20 protein-coding genes and 1 pseudogene are annotated in these 16368 nt (G+C 55.1%); 10 read left to right on the top strand and 11 right to left on the bottom strand.

Annotated elements, in window-relative coordinates; translation table 11 throughout:
* Positions 1-90 precede the first annotated feature (90 nt).
* Entirely contained in the window at positions 91-531 is a 441-nt protein-coding gene (locus tag BDD14_RS15650) for a hypothetical protein (RefSeq protein WP_130419619.1), read from the bottom strand.
* Between the two features lie 134 nt (positions 532-665).
* Between BDD14_RS15650 and BDD14_RS15645 the strand changes: the two genes are divergently transcribed.
* On the top strand, positions 666-1757 hold the full coding sequence (locus tag BDD14_RS15645; RefSeq protein ID WP_130417184.1) for an IS5 family transposase: 1092 nt from the start codon (positions 666-668) through the stop codon (positions 1755-1757).
* A gap of 447 nt (positions 1758-2204) precedes the next feature.
* Entirely contained in the window at positions 2205-2492 is a 288-nt protein-coding gene (locus BDD14_RS32435; RefSeq protein WP_207231755.1) for a hypothetical protein, read from the top strand.
* Positions 2493-2503: 11 nt separating this feature from the next.
* On the opposite strand, the gene BDD14_RS15635 is transcribed toward BDD14_RS32435, so the two are convergent.
* The gene (locus tag BDD14_RS15635) at positions 2504-2728 is read right to left on the bottom strand and encodes a hypothetical protein (RefSeq protein ID WP_130419618.1); all 225 of its coding nucleotides are present in this window, start codon (positions 2726-2728) and stop codon (positions 2504-2506) included.
* Between the two features lie 110 nt (positions 2729-2838).
* Here BDD14_RS15635 and BDD14_RS15630 point away from each other — a divergent pair, with 110 nt between their 5' ends.
* The 3 genes from BDD14_RS15630 (at position 2839) to coaBC (ending at position 6076) form a co-directional block, all read left to right on the top strand.
* Entirely contained in the window at positions 2839-4122 is a 1284-nt protein-coding gene (locus BDD14_RS15630) for an MFS transporter (protein ID WP_130419617.1), read from the top strand.
* A gap of 32 nt (positions 4123-4154) precedes the next feature.
* Entirely contained in the window at positions 4155-4751 is a 597-nt protein-coding gene (ruvA, locus tag BDD14_RS15625) for a Holliday junction branch migration protein RuvA (protein ID WP_130419616.1), read from the top strand.
* A 65-nt stretch (positions 4752-4816) separates the two neighbouring features.
* Positions 4817-6076, top strand: coding sequence for a bifunctional phosphopantothenoylcysteine decarboxylase/phosphopantothenate--cysteine ligase CoaBC (gene coaBC / locus BDD14_RS15620; protein WP_130419615.1), 1260 nt, complete (start codon positions 4817-4819; stop codon positions 6074-6076).
* A 12-nt stretch (positions 6077-6088) separates the two neighbouring features.
* Here the strand turns inward: coaBC and BDD14_RS15615 are convergent, their stop codons facing one another.
* Positions 6089-6271 (bottom strand): hypothetical protein, encoded by a 183-nt coding sequence (locus BDD14_RS15615; RefSeq protein WP_130419614.1) that lies wholly within the window; start codon positions 6269-6271, stop codon positions 6089-6091.
* Between the two features lie 507 nt (positions 6272-6778).
* On the opposite strand from BDD14_RS15615, the gene BDD14_RS15610 reads away from it, so the two are divergent.
* Entirely contained in the window at positions 6779-7033 is a 255-nt protein-coding gene (locus tag BDD14_RS15610) for an N-acetylmuramoyl-L-alanine amidase (protein WP_165420102.1), read from the top strand.
* Positions 7027-7428, top strand: coding sequence for a hypothetical protein (locus tag BDD14_RS15605; RefSeq protein ID WP_165420101.1), 402 nt, complete (start codon positions 7027-7029; stop codon positions 7426-7428). Before BDD14_RS15610 ends, BDD14_RS15605 begins: the two co-directional genes overlap by 7 nt.
* A 1069-nt stretch (positions 7429-8497) precedes the next feature.
* On the opposite strand, the gene BDD14_RS15600 is transcribed toward BDD14_RS15605, so the two are convergent.
* The 5 genes from BDD14_RS15600 to BDD14_RS15585 all read right to left on the bottom strand — a co-directional run bounded on the left by BDD14_RS15600 (position 8498) and on the right by BDD14_RS15585 (position 13314).
* Positions 8498-9253, bottom strand: a complete 756-nt coding sequence (locus BDD14_RS15600) for a hypothetical protein (RefSeq protein WP_130419611.1) — start codon at positions 9251-9253, stop codon at positions 8498-8500.
* Between the two features lie 1365 nt (positions 9254-10618).
* Positions 10619-11068, bottom strand: coding sequence for a hypothetical protein (locus tag BDD14_RS15595; protein ID WP_130419610.1), 450 nt, complete (start codon positions 11066-11068; stop codon positions 10619-10621).
* Positions 11046-11651, bottom strand: coding sequence for a nucleotidyltransferase domain-containing protein (locus tag BDD14_RS15590; protein WP_130419609.1), 606 nt, complete (start codon positions 11649-11651; stop codon positions 11046-11048). The genes BDD14_RS15595 and BDD14_RS15590 overlap by 23 nt, the downstream gene beginning before the upstream one ends.
* Before the next feature lie 297 nt (positions 11652-11948).
* On the bottom strand, positions 11949-12119 hold the full coding sequence (locus BDD14_RS31875; RefSeq protein ID WP_165419823.1) for a hypothetical protein: 171 nt from the start codon (positions 12117-12119) through the stop codon (positions 11949-11951).
* Positions 12120-12222: 103 nt separating this feature from the next.
* The gene (locus BDD14_RS15585) at positions 12223-13314 is read right to left on the bottom strand and encodes a hypothetical protein (RefSeq protein WP_130419608.1); all 1092 of its coding nucleotides are present in this window, start codon (positions 13312-13314) and stop codon (positions 12223-12225) included.
* An 82-nt stretch (positions 13315-13396) separates the two neighbouring features.
* Between BDD14_RS15585 and BDD14_RS33750 the strand changes: the two genes are divergently transcribed.
* The 3 genes from BDD14_RS33750 (at position 13397) to BDD14_RS33045 (ending at position 15220) form a co-directional block, all read left to right on the top strand.
* Complete coding sequence (locus BDD14_RS33750; RefSeq protein WP_278045486.1) at positions 13397-13678, top strand: transposase; 282 nt, start codon at positions 13397-13399, stop codon at positions 13676-13678.
* A gap of 177 nt (positions 13679-13855) precedes the next feature.
* A complete protein-coding gene (locus BDD14_RS33745) occupies positions 13856-14602 on the top strand; it encodes an IS3 family transposase (RefSeq protein WP_278045485.1) in 747 nt (248 codons plus the stop codon).
* Between the two features lie 270 nt (positions 14603-14872).
* Positions 14873-15220, top strand: coding sequence for an antitoxin VbhA family protein (locus BDD14_RS33045; RefSeq protein WP_242617972.1), 348 nt, complete (start codon positions 14873-14875; stop codon positions 15218-15220).
* Between the two features lie 18 nt (positions 15221-15238).
* Here the strand turns inward: BDD14_RS33045 and BDD14_RS34525 are convergent.
* From BDD14_RS34525 to BDD14_RS15565, 3 genes and pseudogenes are all read right to left on the bottom strand, one after another.
* Positions 15239-15691 (bottom strand): annotated as a pseudogene (locus BDD14_RS34525) (ParA family protein); the annotation flags it as partial.
* Positions 15688-15894: a helix-turn-helix transcriptional regulator gene (locus BDD14_RS15570; protein WP_130419606.1), complete on the bottom strand. Its 207-nt coding sequence runs from the start codon at positions 15892-15894 to the stop codon at positions 15688-15690. The gene BDD14_RS15570 and the pseudogene BDD14_RS34525, both read right to left, overlap by 4 nt.
* A gap of 58 nt (positions 15895-15952) precedes the next feature.
* The gene (locus BDD14_RS15565; protein ID WP_130419605.1) at positions 15953-16306 is read right to left on the bottom strand and encodes a hypothetical protein; all 354 of its coding nucleotides are present in this window, start codon (positions 16304-16306) and stop codon (positions 15953-15955) included.
* Positions 16307-16368: the final 62 nt, after the last annotated feature.

Genomic DNA, 16368 nt, shown 5'->3' with positions numbered 1-16368 from the left:
CGCGGTTCACCGACGCGCTCCTATATCCCGGACCGTAACTTCTGAATAGTGGACGCCTCGGACGTGCAGTGGCGGCAAGCACGTTGAGATTTATTCAACTTTTTTGCCTGTCGCGATGATCGCATTCCCTTCCACGACCTGGCGGATCGTCTTGCCCTGCCTGTCCACCACGAAATACACCACCAAAGGTGGGGCGGGACTTGAGGGGATGGTGAGCGTTGCTTTTCCGGTGCAATCGGTATTGACGGTGTAGGTGCCGCTGCCGGGTCTCCATTCCTCAGACGGTGGCATACCGCCAACAACAACGTGGTCGACCTGAGTTATATGACCGTTGCCGTCATAATGTTGCAGGACGACGCCGCGCACCTGAATGCCGGTTCCGGGGATATCGAGAAGGCCTTCAATCGTTAAACCGTAATCGCCATCGAGGGTTTGATTCGAGCAGCCTCTATCTTTGTCTCTTCTGTTGCCGTTGGCGGCCCACGCGGAGGAGCTTACGGCGGCTAAAACACAGGCGATCATAATGGGCATCGCCATCCTCGTTATTTTCGAAACACACTGCCTCTGCATTTTCTTGGACCTCACTTTGCGGAATTAGTTCCCTAGGAGCTTGTTGAAATAGGTTCTGGCTTCGTCTGATCTGGGTGTTGGTCCGTCTCTGTTGTATGCGTGGCGACGAGCGGGTTCAGGGTGAGATGTTCAGTTGTGTGACGTTGGAGCAGCGGGTTCCACAGGATCATCCTTTGCGCGAGATTCGCAAGTTGACGGATGCAGTTCTGGTGTCGCTGAACGAGGATTTCGATGCGCTATATTCGGCATCAGGCCGTCCTTCGATTGCGCCCGAGTATGTGCTGCGGGCGCTGTTGTTGCAGGCGTTTTATTCGGTGCGTTCGGAGCGCCAGTTAGTCGAGCAGCTGAACTACAACCTGCTGTTCCGCTGGTTCGTCGGCCTGGGCATGGACGACGCGGTGTGGAACCATGCCGTGTTTTCCAAGAACCGCGACCGGCTGCTGACGTCGGACGTGGCGCAGCGGTTCTTCGCCGAGGTGAACGTGCTGGCGAAGCGCTTCATGAGTGACGAGCACTTCACCGTGGACGGCACGCTGATCCAGGCCTGGGCATCGCAGAAGAGCTTCCGGCCGAAGGATGGCTCCGATGATGGCGACGGCACTAACTTCCGTGGGCAGAAGAGGTCGAACGAGACCCATCAATCGACTACCGATCCGGAGGCGCGGCTCTACAAGAAGAGCTATGGCAAGGAGTCGAAGCTCGCGTACCTGGGCCATGCGCTGGTGGAGAACCGCAACGGCCTGATCGCCGCCGCGATGGCGACCCAGGCCGACGGCCATGCCGAGCGCGACGCCGCCCTGCTGATGCTCGACGAGCGGCAGAAGAACAGCTCGCGGCGCATCACGGTTGGTGCCGACAAGGCCTACGACGCGAAGGACTTCATCGCCGGAGCCCGCGCCCTCAACGTCACCGCACATGTGCAGAAGAACGACAAGGGACGCCGCTCGAACCTCGATGGCAGGACCACCCGGCACGCCGGCTATGCGCTCAGCCTCAGCCGCCGCTGGCTCGTGGAGAAGACATTTGGCTGGTTGAAGCAGACCGGTCCGCTCGACCAGCTGAAGGTGCGAGGACTCGCCAAGGTCGACTGGATCTTCGTCTTCAGCTGCGCCGCACATAACCTGCTGCGTCTGCCAAGGCTCATCCAAAGCCATACTCAGCAGGACCCACAGCAGCAGTGCGCCTGAAGGCCGGTTGAGTCTTCAACCCGGCAAGAAAACATGCCGCAGAATCCGCCAGCCAGCCGTCATAAACAACCCAACTCCCCTGCATCAACCCAAAACCTCATCAGTAAAGGAGTCAGCTCTAGCTATTTCAACAAGCTCCTAGGGGTCGTCGAAGGACAGGATGTTTTCCAGAACCCTCCAACTATTGGGCCGGAATCGACTCGACAAGGTTCGTACCACAAGGTTCGATATCACGCTAAAACTAGACTCGAACCAATGCTCTTGATTCCGAACAGGGTCGCTGACCTTGGAGGTCGCAGATGGACCCCCCAAGGGTTGTCCGATAAGAACCGAAGCAAGTCGCGAGTAGCGTACTTCATTTGCGTGCAAGAAGCTAGTTTCACGCGTGGATTTCTGAGGATGGCAGTTTTACGCCTTTATATCTTGTAGAAATGCACTCAGTCTGGCTTGCTGACGAAGACGAAGTATAGCCCGGCCTTCTTCAAGGAAGGTTACGGAGACGGCGCACAGAACTCCATCATCTGCTTCACCTGGCACCGCGACAGCATGATCCTTCTCACCAATTGCGACAACGGAGAACTCGCGTTTCGTCCGCTGCTGGAAGGCATCCTCGATGACACCGTAGCCCCATGGTACGGGGTAACTACACTCCCGAAGGGATTCTTGCCTCACACGAACAGCACTAGCTCCGTCGGCTTTCTAAGAGACCCTCTTGTCGCCAGACGAATATCGTAAACCTGCAGGCGCTAGCGATCTTTTCGGTACAGTAGATCGCGAATCGCCTTCCGCCTCTCGGCGTTTGCTTCGCGCTCCAACTGGCGTTCGGCGGCGTCCATGGAAGGCTTCGCGCCGGATTCGGTCGTTTCGGCTTCCACACTGCACTCAAGACAACGGTTCGCGAAACCAGGCTTGTCGGGCTTCAGCTCAAATTCTTCTTTGCAGATTACGCAGACTTTGATCGGGAACGGCATGGCACATCCATTTTAACGGAGATGCCCCTGGTCGCGCACTGCGGGTAACGACTCTTTTTGACTTTCTCGCGTACCTTGGCCATGAGAAGTAAACTTAAAGACAACCCACTATGAGTGAGACCTCTCTCTCCGCGACCTTTCCTGCTGGCGATGTAACTGAACTCGCGCCCGGCCACGAGGCGCCAGGCCTCACCGGGCCGTCGCGAACACTCTTTCGCGTGCTCGCCGCCATCAGCTTCTGCCACCTGCTCAACGACATGGTGCAGTCGCTGGTGCCAGCGATCTATCCCATCCTCAAGAGCTCCTTTCACCTGGACTTCACCCACCTGGGTCTGCTTACGCTGACGTATCAGGTTGTAGCATCGCTGCTTCAGCCCGTCATCGGCCAGTTCACCGACAGCAAACCCATGCCGTACGCGCTTCCCGTAGGAATGACCTTTACGCTTATCGGACTCATTCTGCTGGCGGTTGCGCCCACGTTTGCGTGGCTTCTCATTGCCTCGTCGCTGGTCGGTGTGGGCTCGGCGATCTTTCATCCTGAGTCCTCGCGCATCGCCCGCATGGCCTCAGGCGGAAAACACGGGTTTGCCCAGTCGTTCTTTCAGGTGGGCGGGAATACCGGATCGGCCATCGGCCCCTTGCTAGCCGCTTTCATCGTTCTGCCGCAGGGGCAAAAGGGAATGGCGTGGTTTGCTCTCCCTGCCATCGTCGGCATTGCCGTACTGATGCGCGTCGGCCGGTGGTACAAGGCACGTCAGGCCGAAAACGCGGGGAAAAAGAGGCATGAGCGACATACGCATCTTCAACTCTCCCGCGCGCGAGTCGGGGTTTCGATTGCGGTCCTTATTGCACTCATCTTCTCGAAGTACTTCTATCTCGCGAGCCTGACAAGCTATTACACCTTCTATCTCATCCAGCGTTTTCACGTGTCGGTGCGGACCTCACAGATCCTCCTGTTCCTCTTTCTCGCCGCCGTAGCCGCGGGAACACTCATCGGGGGTTCCGCCGGGGACCGGTACGGACGCAAGCTCGTGATCTGGATCTCGATTCTTGGTGTGCTTCCATTCACGCTGATCCTTCCGTATGCGAATCTCTTCTGGACCGGTGTTCTGAGCGTGGTCATCGGTTTCGTCATCGCCTCGGCCTTCTCAGCCATTCTGGTGTACGCGCAGGAGCTTCTGCCCGGCCGCGTCGGCATGATCTCCGGCCTCTTCTTCGGCGTCGCCTTCGGCATGGGTGGAATCGGGGCAGCGGTTCTCGGCAAGCTCGCGGATGAGAAGGGAATCGTCTTCGTCTATCACCTCTGCGCCTACCTTCCTGCCATCGGGCTACTCACAGGTTTGCTGCCAGACGTTGAAGGACCGAAAATCGCTCGTCGAACAGCGGCGGCTTAGGCGATTCCGCGCCCGTTTACAATCAGCCAAGCATGATTGCTCATCTGCGTGGACGCCTGCTCTCGAAGTCTCCCAACCAAGCCATCGTCGACTGTAACGGCGTTGGCTATGACGTCAGCATCTCGGTCACGACCTTCTCCGAGCTTCCGGCCGAGGGTTCCGAGGCGAAACTCTTCATCCACACCCATGTCCGTGAGGACCAGATCGCTCTTTTTGGCTTCGCCCATACCCAGGAGAAGCGCCTGTTCGAGCGCCTGTTAACCATCAGCGGTATTGGCCCCAAGCTCGCCATCACCGTTCTCAGCGGAATCTCTTCGGAGAGGCTGGTGGCTGCCATCCGAGGCAGCGACCATGCCACGCTGACGAGGATTCCCGGCATCGGCAAGAAGACCGCAGAGCGCGTCGTACTGGAGCTGAAGGACAAGCTCGACGACATGGCTGTGCCAATGACGGCCTCAACCGGACCTCACCATGGGCCCATCGGCGACGACGCTCTGTCCGCCCTGGTCAATCTGGGCTATCCACGGCCTGTTGCTCAGAAAGCCATCGAGGCGGCTATCGATAAGAACCCCTCGAGCGCTGAAGACTTCGAGGGTCTCTTCCGTGCCGCTATGGCTACCATCCGTTAGACCGCTGGCAAGCTGTATATACCGCTGTCCTCATTGGAGGCGTATATATAGAACGGAGCATCCGAATGGCAGTCGAGCGCATAAAAGTGACGGTTGGCGTTGCAGGCGGAATCGCCGCCTACAAGGCCGTCGAGGTCGTGCGCCAACTGCAGGATGCAGGCTTCGATCCACACGTTGTCATGACCGAGGCTGCCGAGAGATTCGTGCAACCTCTCACCTTCTCCGCTATCACCGGCCATAAGGTCATCTCCAGCCTCTGGAGTGAGGACGCTGGCGCATCCGGCGGCGAGGTGTCCGGGATTGAACATATCAACGAGGCTCAGACGACCGCAGCTCTGATCGTCGTTCCCGCCACGGCAGATCTTCTCGCTAAATTCGCTCATGGCATCGCGGACGATTTTCTTACGACAACATACCTGGCAACCACAGCACCTGTCGTCGTTGCGCCGGCGATGAACGTCAACATGTGGCAGCATCCTGCGACACAGGCAAACCTGGAAATATTGCGGGACCGTGGCGTGCGCATTGTTGAGCCAGGAAGCGGCTATCTTGCTTGCGGCATGGTGGGTGGAGGAAGGCTTGCTGAAGAGGGCGTCATCGTAGCCGCTGTAGCGGAGGCTCTCTCGAGTGCCGGCGCATTGGAGAAAGCCTGCAATCTTACCGGGGAGACAGTATTGATCACCGCAGGCGGGACCCGCGAGCCCATCGACCCCGTCCGCTTTATCGGGAACCGTTCCAGCGGCAAGATGGGCTACGCCCTTGCTGCACAGGCTCGGTGCCGCGGCGCACGTGTTCTTCTCATCAGCGCCCCCACATCATTACCTGTACCGGAGGGCTGCGAGCTAATCTCCGTTACTACCTCTGAGGAGATGCGCTCCGCCGTGCTGGCCAGGCTTGCAGAAGCCAGCATCGTCATTATGGCTGCGGCCGTCAGCGATTTCCGCATGGCTGTAACTGCCTCTCAAAAGCTTAAGCGCGAGGGACCACGTACCCTGCAGCTCGAGCCCACAGCCGACATCCTTCAGGAGATTGTCAAGCGCCGCAATCCCGACACGCTCGTCCTCGGCTTTGCCGCGGAAACAGAGAACCTGCTCGCTAACGGTCGTGCGAAGCTCCTCCGGAAGGGAGTCGACGCGCTGGTGCTCAACGATGTCTCGGGCAGCGAGACCGGCTTCGACTCCGATCGCAATGCAGGATGGTTCCTCACACCGGAAGGCACCACGGAACTTCCGCTAAGCACGAAGTCCGATATGGCCGGACGCATTCTCGAGGAAGCTGCACGCCTGCGATCTTCCCGCGATCAGGCGATCTCCTCTCAGGCGTAGTTTATCGATACATCAACCTGCAGAGAGATCTTCTCCCGGCAACAGGTCGGCTACGGGAACGCTTCCCAACGTGTGCGCGTCACTGTTTGTCGAAACGAGATCGACCGTCTGGGCGTCTTCATTCACTTTTTTGGCGATGAGCTGATCTTCTACATTCTCCAGCCGAACGATCTGTCCAGTCTCCGGAACGGGCATGCTGTCCTCCTCAGGCGCGCACAAACTCTTCGCTGAACAGATGCCGTTTGTAGGAGCACGGGATGCTCAGGTGCTCTAACCTGCTCTCGCACCTGCGCCACTAATGCTGAGAGTCGTGGAGGCTACCCATGCAGAAGGTGATCTGACTAGACATACTTCACAAAATGAATATCTTACGAGGAAGGCTGCGCTTGTGTGGACATACTTGTGGACAATGCTCGCGGATTTCCGATATCCAACCCTATTAATAGGGCCGCCCAATAAGCAACGCACTTAATCATCCACGACAATGTCACTTATGGGGGCACACTTTCTTCTTGATAAAGACGGCACAATGTACCAAACACTGGAGGTGACTCGTCGCCTCAACCAAGTTGCTCCGATAAAATCACGCTGCCTCGCAGAGCATAGATGTTCCCCCAGGACCTGAAGGAATATAGCGCGATTGAGAAAATAGCTCACAGTACATGGAACGGAACACACAACAAACTGGTCGGAAAATACGAAATGAAGAAGCCCTATCCAGATCGTTACCCTTGGAACCCGGATGCGATAGGAATTGAAGTGGTTGGACTAAGCCTAAAGAACAAAGAGGGCAAAGATACTGACTTCTACGAGAAGCCAACACCACAGCAGGCAACTTATCTTCACTGGTTCATCAAAGACCTGATGCAGGCGATGCACCTGACTCCCTCAGACATCTATAAGCATCCGCAACTCTCCGCAAAGCAACCAGGCGAGGCAGCAGACGTCACATGGTAGGGTTTCTTTTCAGCTTATTTCTCTATGTTTCGCTGGGTCCTCCCGGTACTTTCAGGATTCCTGCACGGGCAAAGATCACGATGAAGAGAGCTGTTCTCAGGTCCGGATATCCTGACTTGTCAGGGGGCTGCATAAACCGCCGCATCACCACCCGGGAACTTCGGCATTACTTTGCTACCTATCACGAACTCGGAGAACTAGAACGCAAAGAAGGCTATCAAGACTTAGGATGTGACATCGAGGGCGATATCTTCGTGGACGGAAAGCAGTTTCACTTTACGGAAGGAGCCATCGATCTCCTCGATACTACCTGGCCAGATGGGAAGCATCATTCTCTAGGTCGCGATCATTCAGACCTGGACGATGTGGACAGGACTGGAAAGGTTCCGCGCTAAGGATGTCCTGATGCGCGTGGTAGATGGCGATGCGGGTGGTGACACGGGTCGGACCGGTGCAAGGTTTCTAACTCTTCGACCTTTTCGCACATGGCTGGGGCAATCCAACCTTCTTATACACGGCGGAGTTGGAGGATATTGTCAGCCACGGCTATGTCGTTGCGGCCATCGATCACCCATACGACACCAACTACACTCGGTTCCCGGATGGGGAGGTGCTAGGGTTCGGGCAAGAAAACATTTGTCATTTCTGATGCAGCAGCAGGCCCAGACGAAGCAACTCGCTGAAATCGATGGCGGAAGTTATCGGCTGATGCTCTTTTTGATCTGCCCGGATACATCCATCGGAGTTTTACTGACCAGACTCTACTTGCTTCGAAACTGGACCACGAGCAGAGCCTTCACAACTTCCATGTTGCCGAGACATACACGCTGGCTTTCTTCAATAAGTACCTGAAGGGTGACAAGACAACTGTTCTCGATAGCGGTGAAACTGTTGATGGTCGAGCCAAGCTTGAAACGTTCCCCCCACACATTAGTCTTCTTTTGATCCTTCCTGTGACTTTGGCCCATCACCCACGAATGGGACGGCGATACCAGCCTACGTTGGAGGCGGTTCAGGTACTTACTGACGCCGGATTGGAGCCTAAGCTAAGAGTACAATTTTTGACGTTTGGTGTGGTGACCCCAACTTGATTGGCCATCCCGCTCCCCTATCCAAAAGAGGAGTTCGAAGTAGCAATCATGTCGAACGTGCGCTGGGATGAGATATTTGGGTCGGACACAGTTCCGCCCGATAGATTACATGCGAGCCTTCGTCATCGATGATGAGTTTCTTTAACCAAAGCGCCATCAAGAACGACTCCTTGGAGTTCGTGTCGCCCTGCGCTCGAAAAACGCCGACACCGCAGAGATTGTTATAGGTGTGCAGAGATTTTCTAGATGCCTGCGCAGATCTCTTCTCATCGAGCCTTTAGAAATGAGACTTGACCCGCGCAGGCATAAAGACGTACGTGATACCGTACAGAACACATTTATCTACCAGGCCTCATTCGAGGCGAGATCGATCCTACCGCGAACCGACTTCGACTTTGCCCGCGTCTAATTTAAATGCATCGTATACCGCAGCCAGTGACTGAAGAGAAATTTCCGCAGTCTGAGAGTTTTGGCAGCTGTCAGCATTAATCCACACGATTTGTCTGCCATTTCCTTGAAGCGTCCATGGCAAGGTTTGATTTGCAATCTTATTGATCGTAACCAGATCCTTAGAACCTCCAGCGTATTTCACGACGTTATCTGGATCTGTCACTTGATTGACAATGTTTACAACGGCTGAGTTTTCTTTGAATTGCACGGATATAAATTGATTTATGTCGCTACGTAAATATCCCTGATACCAGTGACTGGCAGGAACTGCATAGTATCGGGTGAATGACTCAAATGAGTGGGCTTGTCCATCTAGCGGCAAAGGCTTATTTTGAATGCCGCTTGTGTTTACTGGCATCTTTACGCTTCCAATGAATGCCTGAACTTGCACACCTGAGGCTATTGAACTGAGCGAGGCGCTGACAGTGTTGGTATCATCGCCTGAAACGAAACAGAGTGCGGCGAGTCCCTGATTGGCAGTGGTCCCGGGGACTACGACCTGGACTGGAGGCTGTGAATTGCTCCAGACTACACTCACAGGTGCATTGGCATCGTTGCCAGCAGAGTTGTAGAAGAATAGTGCGTAAAGCTGCCCGGGATTCAGTTCCCCAGCACATGTCGCGGTGTCTCCACCCTTGAGGTTGACCAAGCGCCCGTCATTCCAATTGATAGCTGACATAGGTATTTCTCCAGTAATTCCAGGATGTAATCCAGGGTCTAGGAAATCCGCTGTGATCGATCGATGCAATCGCATCCAAGTAGATTCCCGCATATTTGCTAATTACGGCAGCACGCATAACCGATAAGCTATGCGGGACACAGCATAGCCTAGAATTTGTTACTTAAGTGCTAATATTTTGAGACTTAATTGTTGCTTTAGTAACTTATCGATTATCGACGAGTAATGCCATATTGTTATGTCAAGCGCTGGTGCTCGCTGTTAGCCCAACACGAACGCTCCGGGGTCTCTCGGTCAGCGCCAGATGCGTGGCTAGTCGATTTAGCGATCCTCAGCAAACAAGGCTCGAATATGAATCAGCAACGCTTCGTCGCTGAGATGGTGGTCGCTGGGTTATCCCCTACGACGCGCAACGTGTTGGTGATCGCCGAATATGGTTATCCGCAGACGGCCAACTACCATTTATTCCGCGCTGTCGTCGCGACGCTTTGGTCGGACTCCACAAGTCGAACCGCCTCCTGCTTGAACTCAAGCGGTGTACCGATCCTGAGTAAGCTCGTCATACTCCAAAGAGGATATGTTTGCGGGGCCAAGGTCAATCCTTCGTCAATGTGAATCTCGAACTTGTGCGCTGGCTACTCACAACTTCCTTGCATATCTTCAACGGCGTCAGTTGCGTCTTCGAAGAAAGAGAATGGGCCGAATTCAGTAGCATTGGGAATGCTTAGCCAATAACACCGACTGCCCAGTCGAGAAATATACCAACCTTTCCGTTCCCATAAATTGACATCTATCGGCAACCATTCTGTAGTTCGTTTCATTGGTGATCCTTCCTTAATTGCTGCAACATCTATGAAGTTGATCAATTGAACCGAATTTTCCTCGAATAAACTAGATACCCTTTTCGAAACTTTAGTTACTAACCTCTTGGTGTTTATCCCAGTTCGCAAACGAACGATGATGTTGAAAAACTCTCAACTGAACCATTCAGTACCGATATTGGAAGGTCCTTTGGGGTCAACTGCTTCCTGCTCGTCGCTCCTGGGGCATTCTGGCGCTTTGCACTTTCAGCGACGCGACTTCATGGGTCTTTTTCAATGGCATCGAACGTTTCTTAGGAGGCGCTCTATGCAGAGATGATTTTGCTACACCAAGGAAGCTCACCTGAATGCCCTTCGTTGGGCCGCTAGAGTGTTTCGGGCGGAGTCCTGACCAAGAAATCAGGGGGCTCCTTACCGTGCTATATTGTCCGTTTTCCGACGGGATCCCTTTATAGAGCGTGACCGAAAATGCGACCTATGCCATACAGAGAAACCGCACCCCGGTTGATATCGAACTCACGAGCCAGCGCGGCTAAGCCTAGGCTCATGGATGTCCAAGGAGTTCTGGATGAGCTGTTCGCAACCACGCTTCGACGGTATGGCGAAGGTCTTCAGCCGTAACGAGGATTTGCTGCAATTCTTGGTTTGATATGGAGCCGGCCGAGTCGTAGCTGGCTACGTTCCGCTTCTTCGAGAAAGTGAGCAACTTCCGGATCAGCTTTGCGTCGGCGCCGATCGTGTATTCGAGTGTCTCGACGGTGCGGGTGTGATTCCCAGACTGGTTTGTCGTGCGATATCCGCTTGCACGCAGCGCGGTATTCGCAAGCGCAAGGACGGCGTTGAAGGTAGTGTAGAAACGAAGATCGTCAGAGATATCCTTTACACTGGCGTCCCTCATTGATCGGGCCACGATCCCCAATTGATCAGCAATCTCCTGAGGGCTGGTGGCTTCGCGACGCAGCCAGGCATTTTCAACGTATCTCTCTAAACTCATTTTCGTTTCCGATTAAAAAGGTTAGCTGCTTACTCTGTATAGACTTCAGGAAGTGATTGCCTGCGCGGAGCTTCGTTCGCAGTTCTTCCCGAGCATAAACGGTTGGGTTTATTGGCCTGCTCAACTTCAGTTCTACGGGGGAAATTTGCCCCAGAAGGTCGTCGAGCGTCACCTCCCCGACCACCATGAGATCGATGTCGCTCTCGGCTTTCTCCTCGCCGCGAGAAAAGGAGCCATAGACTAAGGCAAACTCGATGTTCGCGGCAAGAGGTGTAAGAGCCTCGTGCAGCAGGTGAAAGACTCCAGTGGTCTTTGCCAATAGGGCATGGAGTTCAGCAAAGATGGGATGGTCGCGATTGGCGCGATAGAATACCTGATTCTTGTTGTCGGTCCGTAGAATCAGTCCCGCGGCAGTCAGGGTGGTGAGTTCACGCTGGACCGTTCCCACGCTGCCCGCGATGTGGCGAGCTAGCTGCCGGACGAAGAATGCTGTTTCGGGCTTATCGTATAGAGTCGCAAGAATGCGCCCCCTCGTTTGACCGAAGAGCAAATGGCTGAGAGCAGTGTCTTTCGTTCTCAACATGAGAACGATTGTACTCAATATGAGTACGGACCGCGAATCGATTCGTTCCGCAGTGAATCATGAGTTGGCAGCCAGCAGCTGCTCTGATGACCTCAGGGTTTTCTCTAGGAACCTTACGCGACGCCTGACGTGTTACAAAATCACGCCTCATAAGGCGTTGCATTTGCTGCCTTTGGTACATGACATGGTCAAGGACAAAGAGCCTAACGTGACAAAGGAAAGCAACCAGCCGGTCAGCTCGTCGGCTATTTGCGGGCAGTTCCCTCGATCAGAAAGAGCTTCATCAGCCTGAAGGCGTCACGCTTGATAAACGTCTTGTGGACTCGGCGTCAGGCCGGCAAACGCCGCCAGCCGAGCATCCGAATACAGCCCTCCCAGAAACGTCAGCGACACCGGAGTCCCCGGCCCGCCCACATTCTCCGGATCCCCATCGCCCGTATGCTCGGCCATCCGGGCTATACATGGCACCCATCTCCTCAAGCACCGGAAGAGAAATCCGCCGCCCCCGGCGACGCCATCTCGGCTCGCCTGCGGACGGCGGATTCTTTTTACCATCGGCACAAGGCGGGTGTCAGTCCTCCCGCTTCACATTCGCTTTATTGTCGTGAAGACGGTTCGAGGTCTCGGCATCCTGGTTGATGGTCGCGTTCTGCAGCAGACGAATCCCCGCATCTGCGCTATAGGCAATCTCTGAGGCCGAAACGTTCGCATTGGCCCTCACCCCCACGCACACGCCCCCGGTGATCTGGCTGCTCTGCCCGGCGTAGGTGATGCTTGCGTGGCGAATCACATTCTTTGCGCTCTTCGACTCGAAGTAGATGCCCCTCCAGTAGCCCGGCGTCTGGTCCGCGCCCGTAAACACAATCGGCTTCTCCGCCGTTCCCTCCGCCGTCAGGCTTCCATTCTCGGTCACGTCGAGTCCATCATTCTCCTCGAACTCAAACTTCGCTCCTGGCTCCACCGTCACATGGCTCCCAATTCTGGCCGAACATCCGAAGTGATACGGCACCGCCAGCGCCCGCCAGCTCGCTTCGTCCTCCACCTCGCACTCGTTGAAGTACACCAGAACGTAGTTCTTTTTGTTGTTCGCAAACGTCGTCGCCGGATCGATCATCACCAGGTCAGCTGCCTTCACCCGCAGCGGAGTTCCCGTCGCCTCAAAGCGGTTCTGCTCGAATTTGCCCAGAATGCCTCTCTGCAGCACCGTCAGTCCCACGCCCTCGGCGTTCCGCACCGTCGTGTGGTCGATCCCGAGCCGCGCACCAATGCTCACCACCACCGCGGCCGAGTCGCCGCCCTTGGTTCCCGCATCCGCCACCGTCACATAGCTCAGCTGATTCTTCGAGCTGTTCGTCTGGAAGTTCAACCCCTCCCAGAATCCAGGCGTATGGTCCTTGCCCTCGAAGATGATCGGCTTCTCCGCCGTCCCCACTGCGGTCAACGAACCTCCGTTCTCCATATAGAGCGTCGTTCCCTGGCCGAAGACCAGATGAACCCCGGGCTCCACCGTAATTGATCCTGATACTGTTACAGACCCGCTCACGGCGTAGCAGGGCTCCGACAACGTCATCGCCTCACTCAGCTGGTGCTGCGTTAGGGTGTGGCATGGGGGCGGAGTTTTCTTCGGGGGAACAGGAAGAAAGGCGAAAACAGCAGAGGCCAAAAGTTCAATCATCACAGGCGGATGGAGTGCCCGGCTTGCTTTGTACCAGTGACTAAGAGACACACTGGAACGAGGAGAGCATATGGCACGAGGTAAGAGGTATCAGCCAGAGCAGGTGGTGAACCTGCTCCGTCAGATTGAAGTGGCAGTGGCGAACGGGAAGACGACAGCGCAGGCGTGCAAGGAAGCGGAAATCGTGGAGCAGACGTACTTCCGTTGGCGCAAGGAGTATGGCGGTCTGCAGGTGGATCAGGCGAAGCGGTTGAAGGAGCTTGAGCAGGAGAACGCGAAGCTGAAACGGTTGGTCGCTGAGTTGAGCCTGGACAAGCTTGTGTTGAAGGACATCGCCTCGGGAAACTTCTAAGCCCTGAACGACGGCGCAATGCGGTCAACCGTGCCTGCGAGCATGGAGTCAGTGAGCGGCATGCGTGCCTTCTGTTGGGGCAACCCAGGGGCACGCAGCGCTACCGGCCGACACAGCGTGAAGACGAGGATGCTCTGACTCGGGCCATTGTTACCCTTACCAGCCAGTATGGCCGCTATGGGTATCGCCCGGATCACGGCGCTACTCCAGCGAGCCGGCTGGCAGGTCGGCAAGGACCGAGTCGAACGCATCTGGCGTCGTGAAGGGCTGAAGGTACCAAAGAAGCAGAAGGCGAGAGGGCGGTTATGGCTCAACGATGGCTCGTGTGTGCGGCTCAGGCCGACACACTCGAACCATGTCTGGAGCTACGACTTCGTGAGTGCGCGAACGCACGATGGCCGCAGTGTGCGCATCCTCAACCTGATCGACGAGCACAGCCGGGAGTGCCTGCTGATACGGGCCGAACGGCGCTGGAGTTCGGCCAAGGTCATCAGCGCTCTGGCTGACGTCATGGTCTGGAAAGGAGTTCCCGAGCACATACGTTCTGACAATGGGCCCGAGTTCGTGGCCAAAGACCTGCGCAAATGGCTGGCGAACACAGGAGCAAAGACACTGTATATCGAACCCGGCTCTCCCTGGGAGAACGGCTACTGTGAGAGCTTCAACTCGAAGCTGCGGGATGAGTTCCTCAACGGAGAGATCTTCTACTCCATCAAAGAGCTTCGCGTGCTGGCAGAACGCTGGCGCGTCCACTACAACACCGTCAGACCACACTCTTCGCTGGGATATACACCACCAGCTCCGGCGGCCCGGATGATCGCAACAAGCAAGGGGCATGGAGAAGTGGAAACCGCTACGCGCTTCCCACTTCTCCACACCCCAGACGGCGGCTATCTGAACTCAGAGATAAACGCGCTACACTAACTCCTCATTGGTACAAAACATCGGGCAAGCCAATTGTAAATAAACAAGATAGATCGACCTACAAACGCCAGTTGGTCAATTCCTTTATGTTCCTATAGGGCTGTTGCTGTTGCCACGACACATGATTTGAGAGGTGAATGGTTACTCTGTGGTGATTCCATGGTGATTGTCCAGTTGATGGTGATTCTATGGTAATTATGTGGTGATTGTGTGGTAACTAGCAGAGGAGGGAACTTGCTCACAGCAGGTGACGCAGGACAGGATTGAAATATGCCACCAACCAAGAAAATCGACGAATGTTTTCAGGATGCTGAAGCGAACTTCCGGCTCTCCGGCCATGATCCGAGCGAGATCGCGCACTATCGGGAGATCAAGACCCGCATCCTTGCCGATGAAATTGACTTTGAGGAAGCGGTGCGGCTTGCAATTGAGCACCACACCGAAATCAATCGCGATTCAGTTTCATCCCCTGCCACCTCTGCCGGGGACGATCCCTACTGCTATCCCGGAACCGACGTGCTCATCAACAAACTCGGCATTCGGAACAAGCAAGCCCTTGAGATCGCGGAATCGGAGATCGGAACCCTGCGAAACACCCAACTTATCCTGCACGGCTAAGCTAGTTGATGTCGCACCCTGCACACTCAGAATGTCCATATCGACCGGAACCAGCACGTTCTGCTTATAAACCATCGCGCAGGTTTGGAAGAGACTGATGGATGGGGCCACGTCAATCAGGACGGCGTCGTGGTTTCTCTCGTAGTCCGACAGTAGATGCCGGAACAGGAATTCACTTCCTGGCAGGCCCATCGTCTTCGTTTCGGCGTCCGTGGTGAATCGGTTGCCGCAAATGATATCGAGACCCGGTTTTGCACTTACGACACATTCACGAATGGCCAGTTTCTCAATGAGCAGGTCGTTTAGGAACGCTGGAGGATTGAGTCCAAGGATGACGGCGAGGGACCCTTGTGGGTCGGCATCGATCACGAGAACGCGCAATCCACGATCGGAAAAGCACCGAGCTAGGGTCGCTGCGGTCGTAGATTTGGCAGACCCGCCACGTTGGTTAGCTATAACGATCCGGATCATGCCACCTGCTCCTGCATGCGTCGGGAGCTGGCAATTTGTTTATCGATCCACGCCTCAACATCGGCCTCAAGCCAGCCGACGGTGTTAGGCCCTAGCGAGAGTGCCGCTGGAAATGTTCCTTGTGAGACGCGAGCATAGATCGCACTGCGTGAAAGCCCTGTCTTAGTCTTTACCGCCGGAAGCCGCAGGATTTTGTTGGACATGTAAGAACCTCGATGGACGTCTTGGTTCCACATTGCTCCGACCCGGGGTTCCGATGGATCAATTGAAAAAATGTGGATCAATTGAACTATTTGCTTTAACCTTTGCGCGTGGAAGGAGATCAATTCCCGCTCTGAGCAATTTGCGGATGGTGTTCTCAGAAAGCGCATGATTCATTAGTGCGGCTACTCGCTGAATATTCGATACCAATTTTTTATCTCCGCTCTTGCGGCCTCTCAACTCCAGTGGCGCGGCAAGGACAACGAGAACCGAATTCTGTTCTTTGATGTGAAGTTGACGTTGGAATGGAGAATGTCGCTCGTTATGCAACGGTTTTTCCAGAGCCCGATTCTCCTCTAAAACGCGCGATAGTTGCTCTACAAGTTCGGTGTCATTGCCATCACCAGATTCCAACAACGATGTATATTCTTTGGGGGGCTCAATTCACTCTTGCCATATCCTTGCAACTCGCGCCT

The sequence above is a fragment of the Edaphobacter modestus genome (assembly GCF_004217555.1).
GTDB lineage: Bacteria > Acidobacteriota > Terriglobia > Terriglobales > Acidobacteriaceae > Edaphobacter > Edaphobacter modestus.
This window is presented reverse-complemented; position numbering and strand designations above follow the sequence as displayed.

Coding starts and splice junctions, on each gene's coding strand:
- BDD14_RS15650 (WP_130419619.1), bottom strand. CDS start 531: ATGCCCATTATGATCGCCTGTGTTTTAGCCGCCGTAAGCTCCTCCGCG.
- BDD14_RS15645 (WP_130417184.1), top strand. CDS start 666: ATGCGTGGCGACGAGCGGGTTCAGGGTGAGATGTTCAGTTGTGTGACG.
- BDD14_RS15635 (WP_130419618.1), bottom strand. CDS start 2,728: ATGCCGTTCCCGATCAAAGTCTGCGTAATCTGCAAAGAAGAATTTGAG.
- BDD14_RS15630 (WP_130419617.1), top strand. CDS start 2,839: ATGAGTGAGACCTCTCTCTCCGCGACCTTTCCTGCTGGCGATGTAACT.
- ruvA (WP_130419616.1), top strand. CDS start 4,155: ATGATTGCTCATCTGCGTGGACGCCTGCTCTCGAAGTCTCCCAACCAA.
- coaBC (WP_130419615.1), top strand. CDS start 4,817: ATGGCAGTCGAGCGCATAAAAGTGACGGTTGGCGTTGCAGGCGGAATC.
- BDD14_RS15615 (WP_130419614.1), bottom strand. CDS start 6,271: ATGCCCGTTCCGGAGACTGGACAGATCGTTCGGCTGGAGAATGTAGAA.
- BDD14_RS15610 (WP_165420102.1), top strand. CDS start 6,779: ATGAAGAAGCCCTATCCAGATCGTTACCCTTGGAACCCGGATGCGATA.
- BDD14_RS15605 (WP_165420101.1), top strand. CDS start 7,027: ATGGTAGGGTTTCTTTTCAGCTTATTTCTCTATGTTTCGCTGGGTCCT.
- BDD14_RS15600 (WP_130419611.1), bottom strand. CDS start 9,253: ATGTCAGCTATCAATTGGAATGACGGGCGCTTGGTCAACCTCAAGGGT.
- BDD14_RS15595 (WP_130419610.1), bottom strand. CDS start 11,068: ATGAGTTTAGAGAGATACGTTGAAAATGCCTGGCTGCGTCGCGAAGCC.
- BDD14_RS15590 (WP_130419609.1), bottom strand. CDS start 11,651: ATGTTGAGAACGAAAGACACTGCTCTCAGCCATTTGCTCTTCGGTCAA.
- BDD14_RS33750 (WP_278045486.1), top strand. CDS start 13,397: ATGGCACGAGGTAAGAGGTATCAGCCAGAGCAGGTGGTGAACCTGCTC.
- BDD14_RS33745 (WP_278045485.1), top strand. CDS start 13,856: ATGGGTATCGCCCGGATCACGGCGCTACTCCAGCGAGCCGGCTGGCAG.
- BDD14_RS33045 (WP_242617972.1), top strand. CDS start 14,873: ATGCCACCAACCAAGAAAATCGACGAATGTTTTCAGGATGCTGAAGCG.
- BDD14_RS15570 (WP_130419606.1), bottom strand. CDS start 15,894: ATGTCCAACAAAATCCTGCGGCTTCCGGCGGTAAAGACTAAGACAGGG.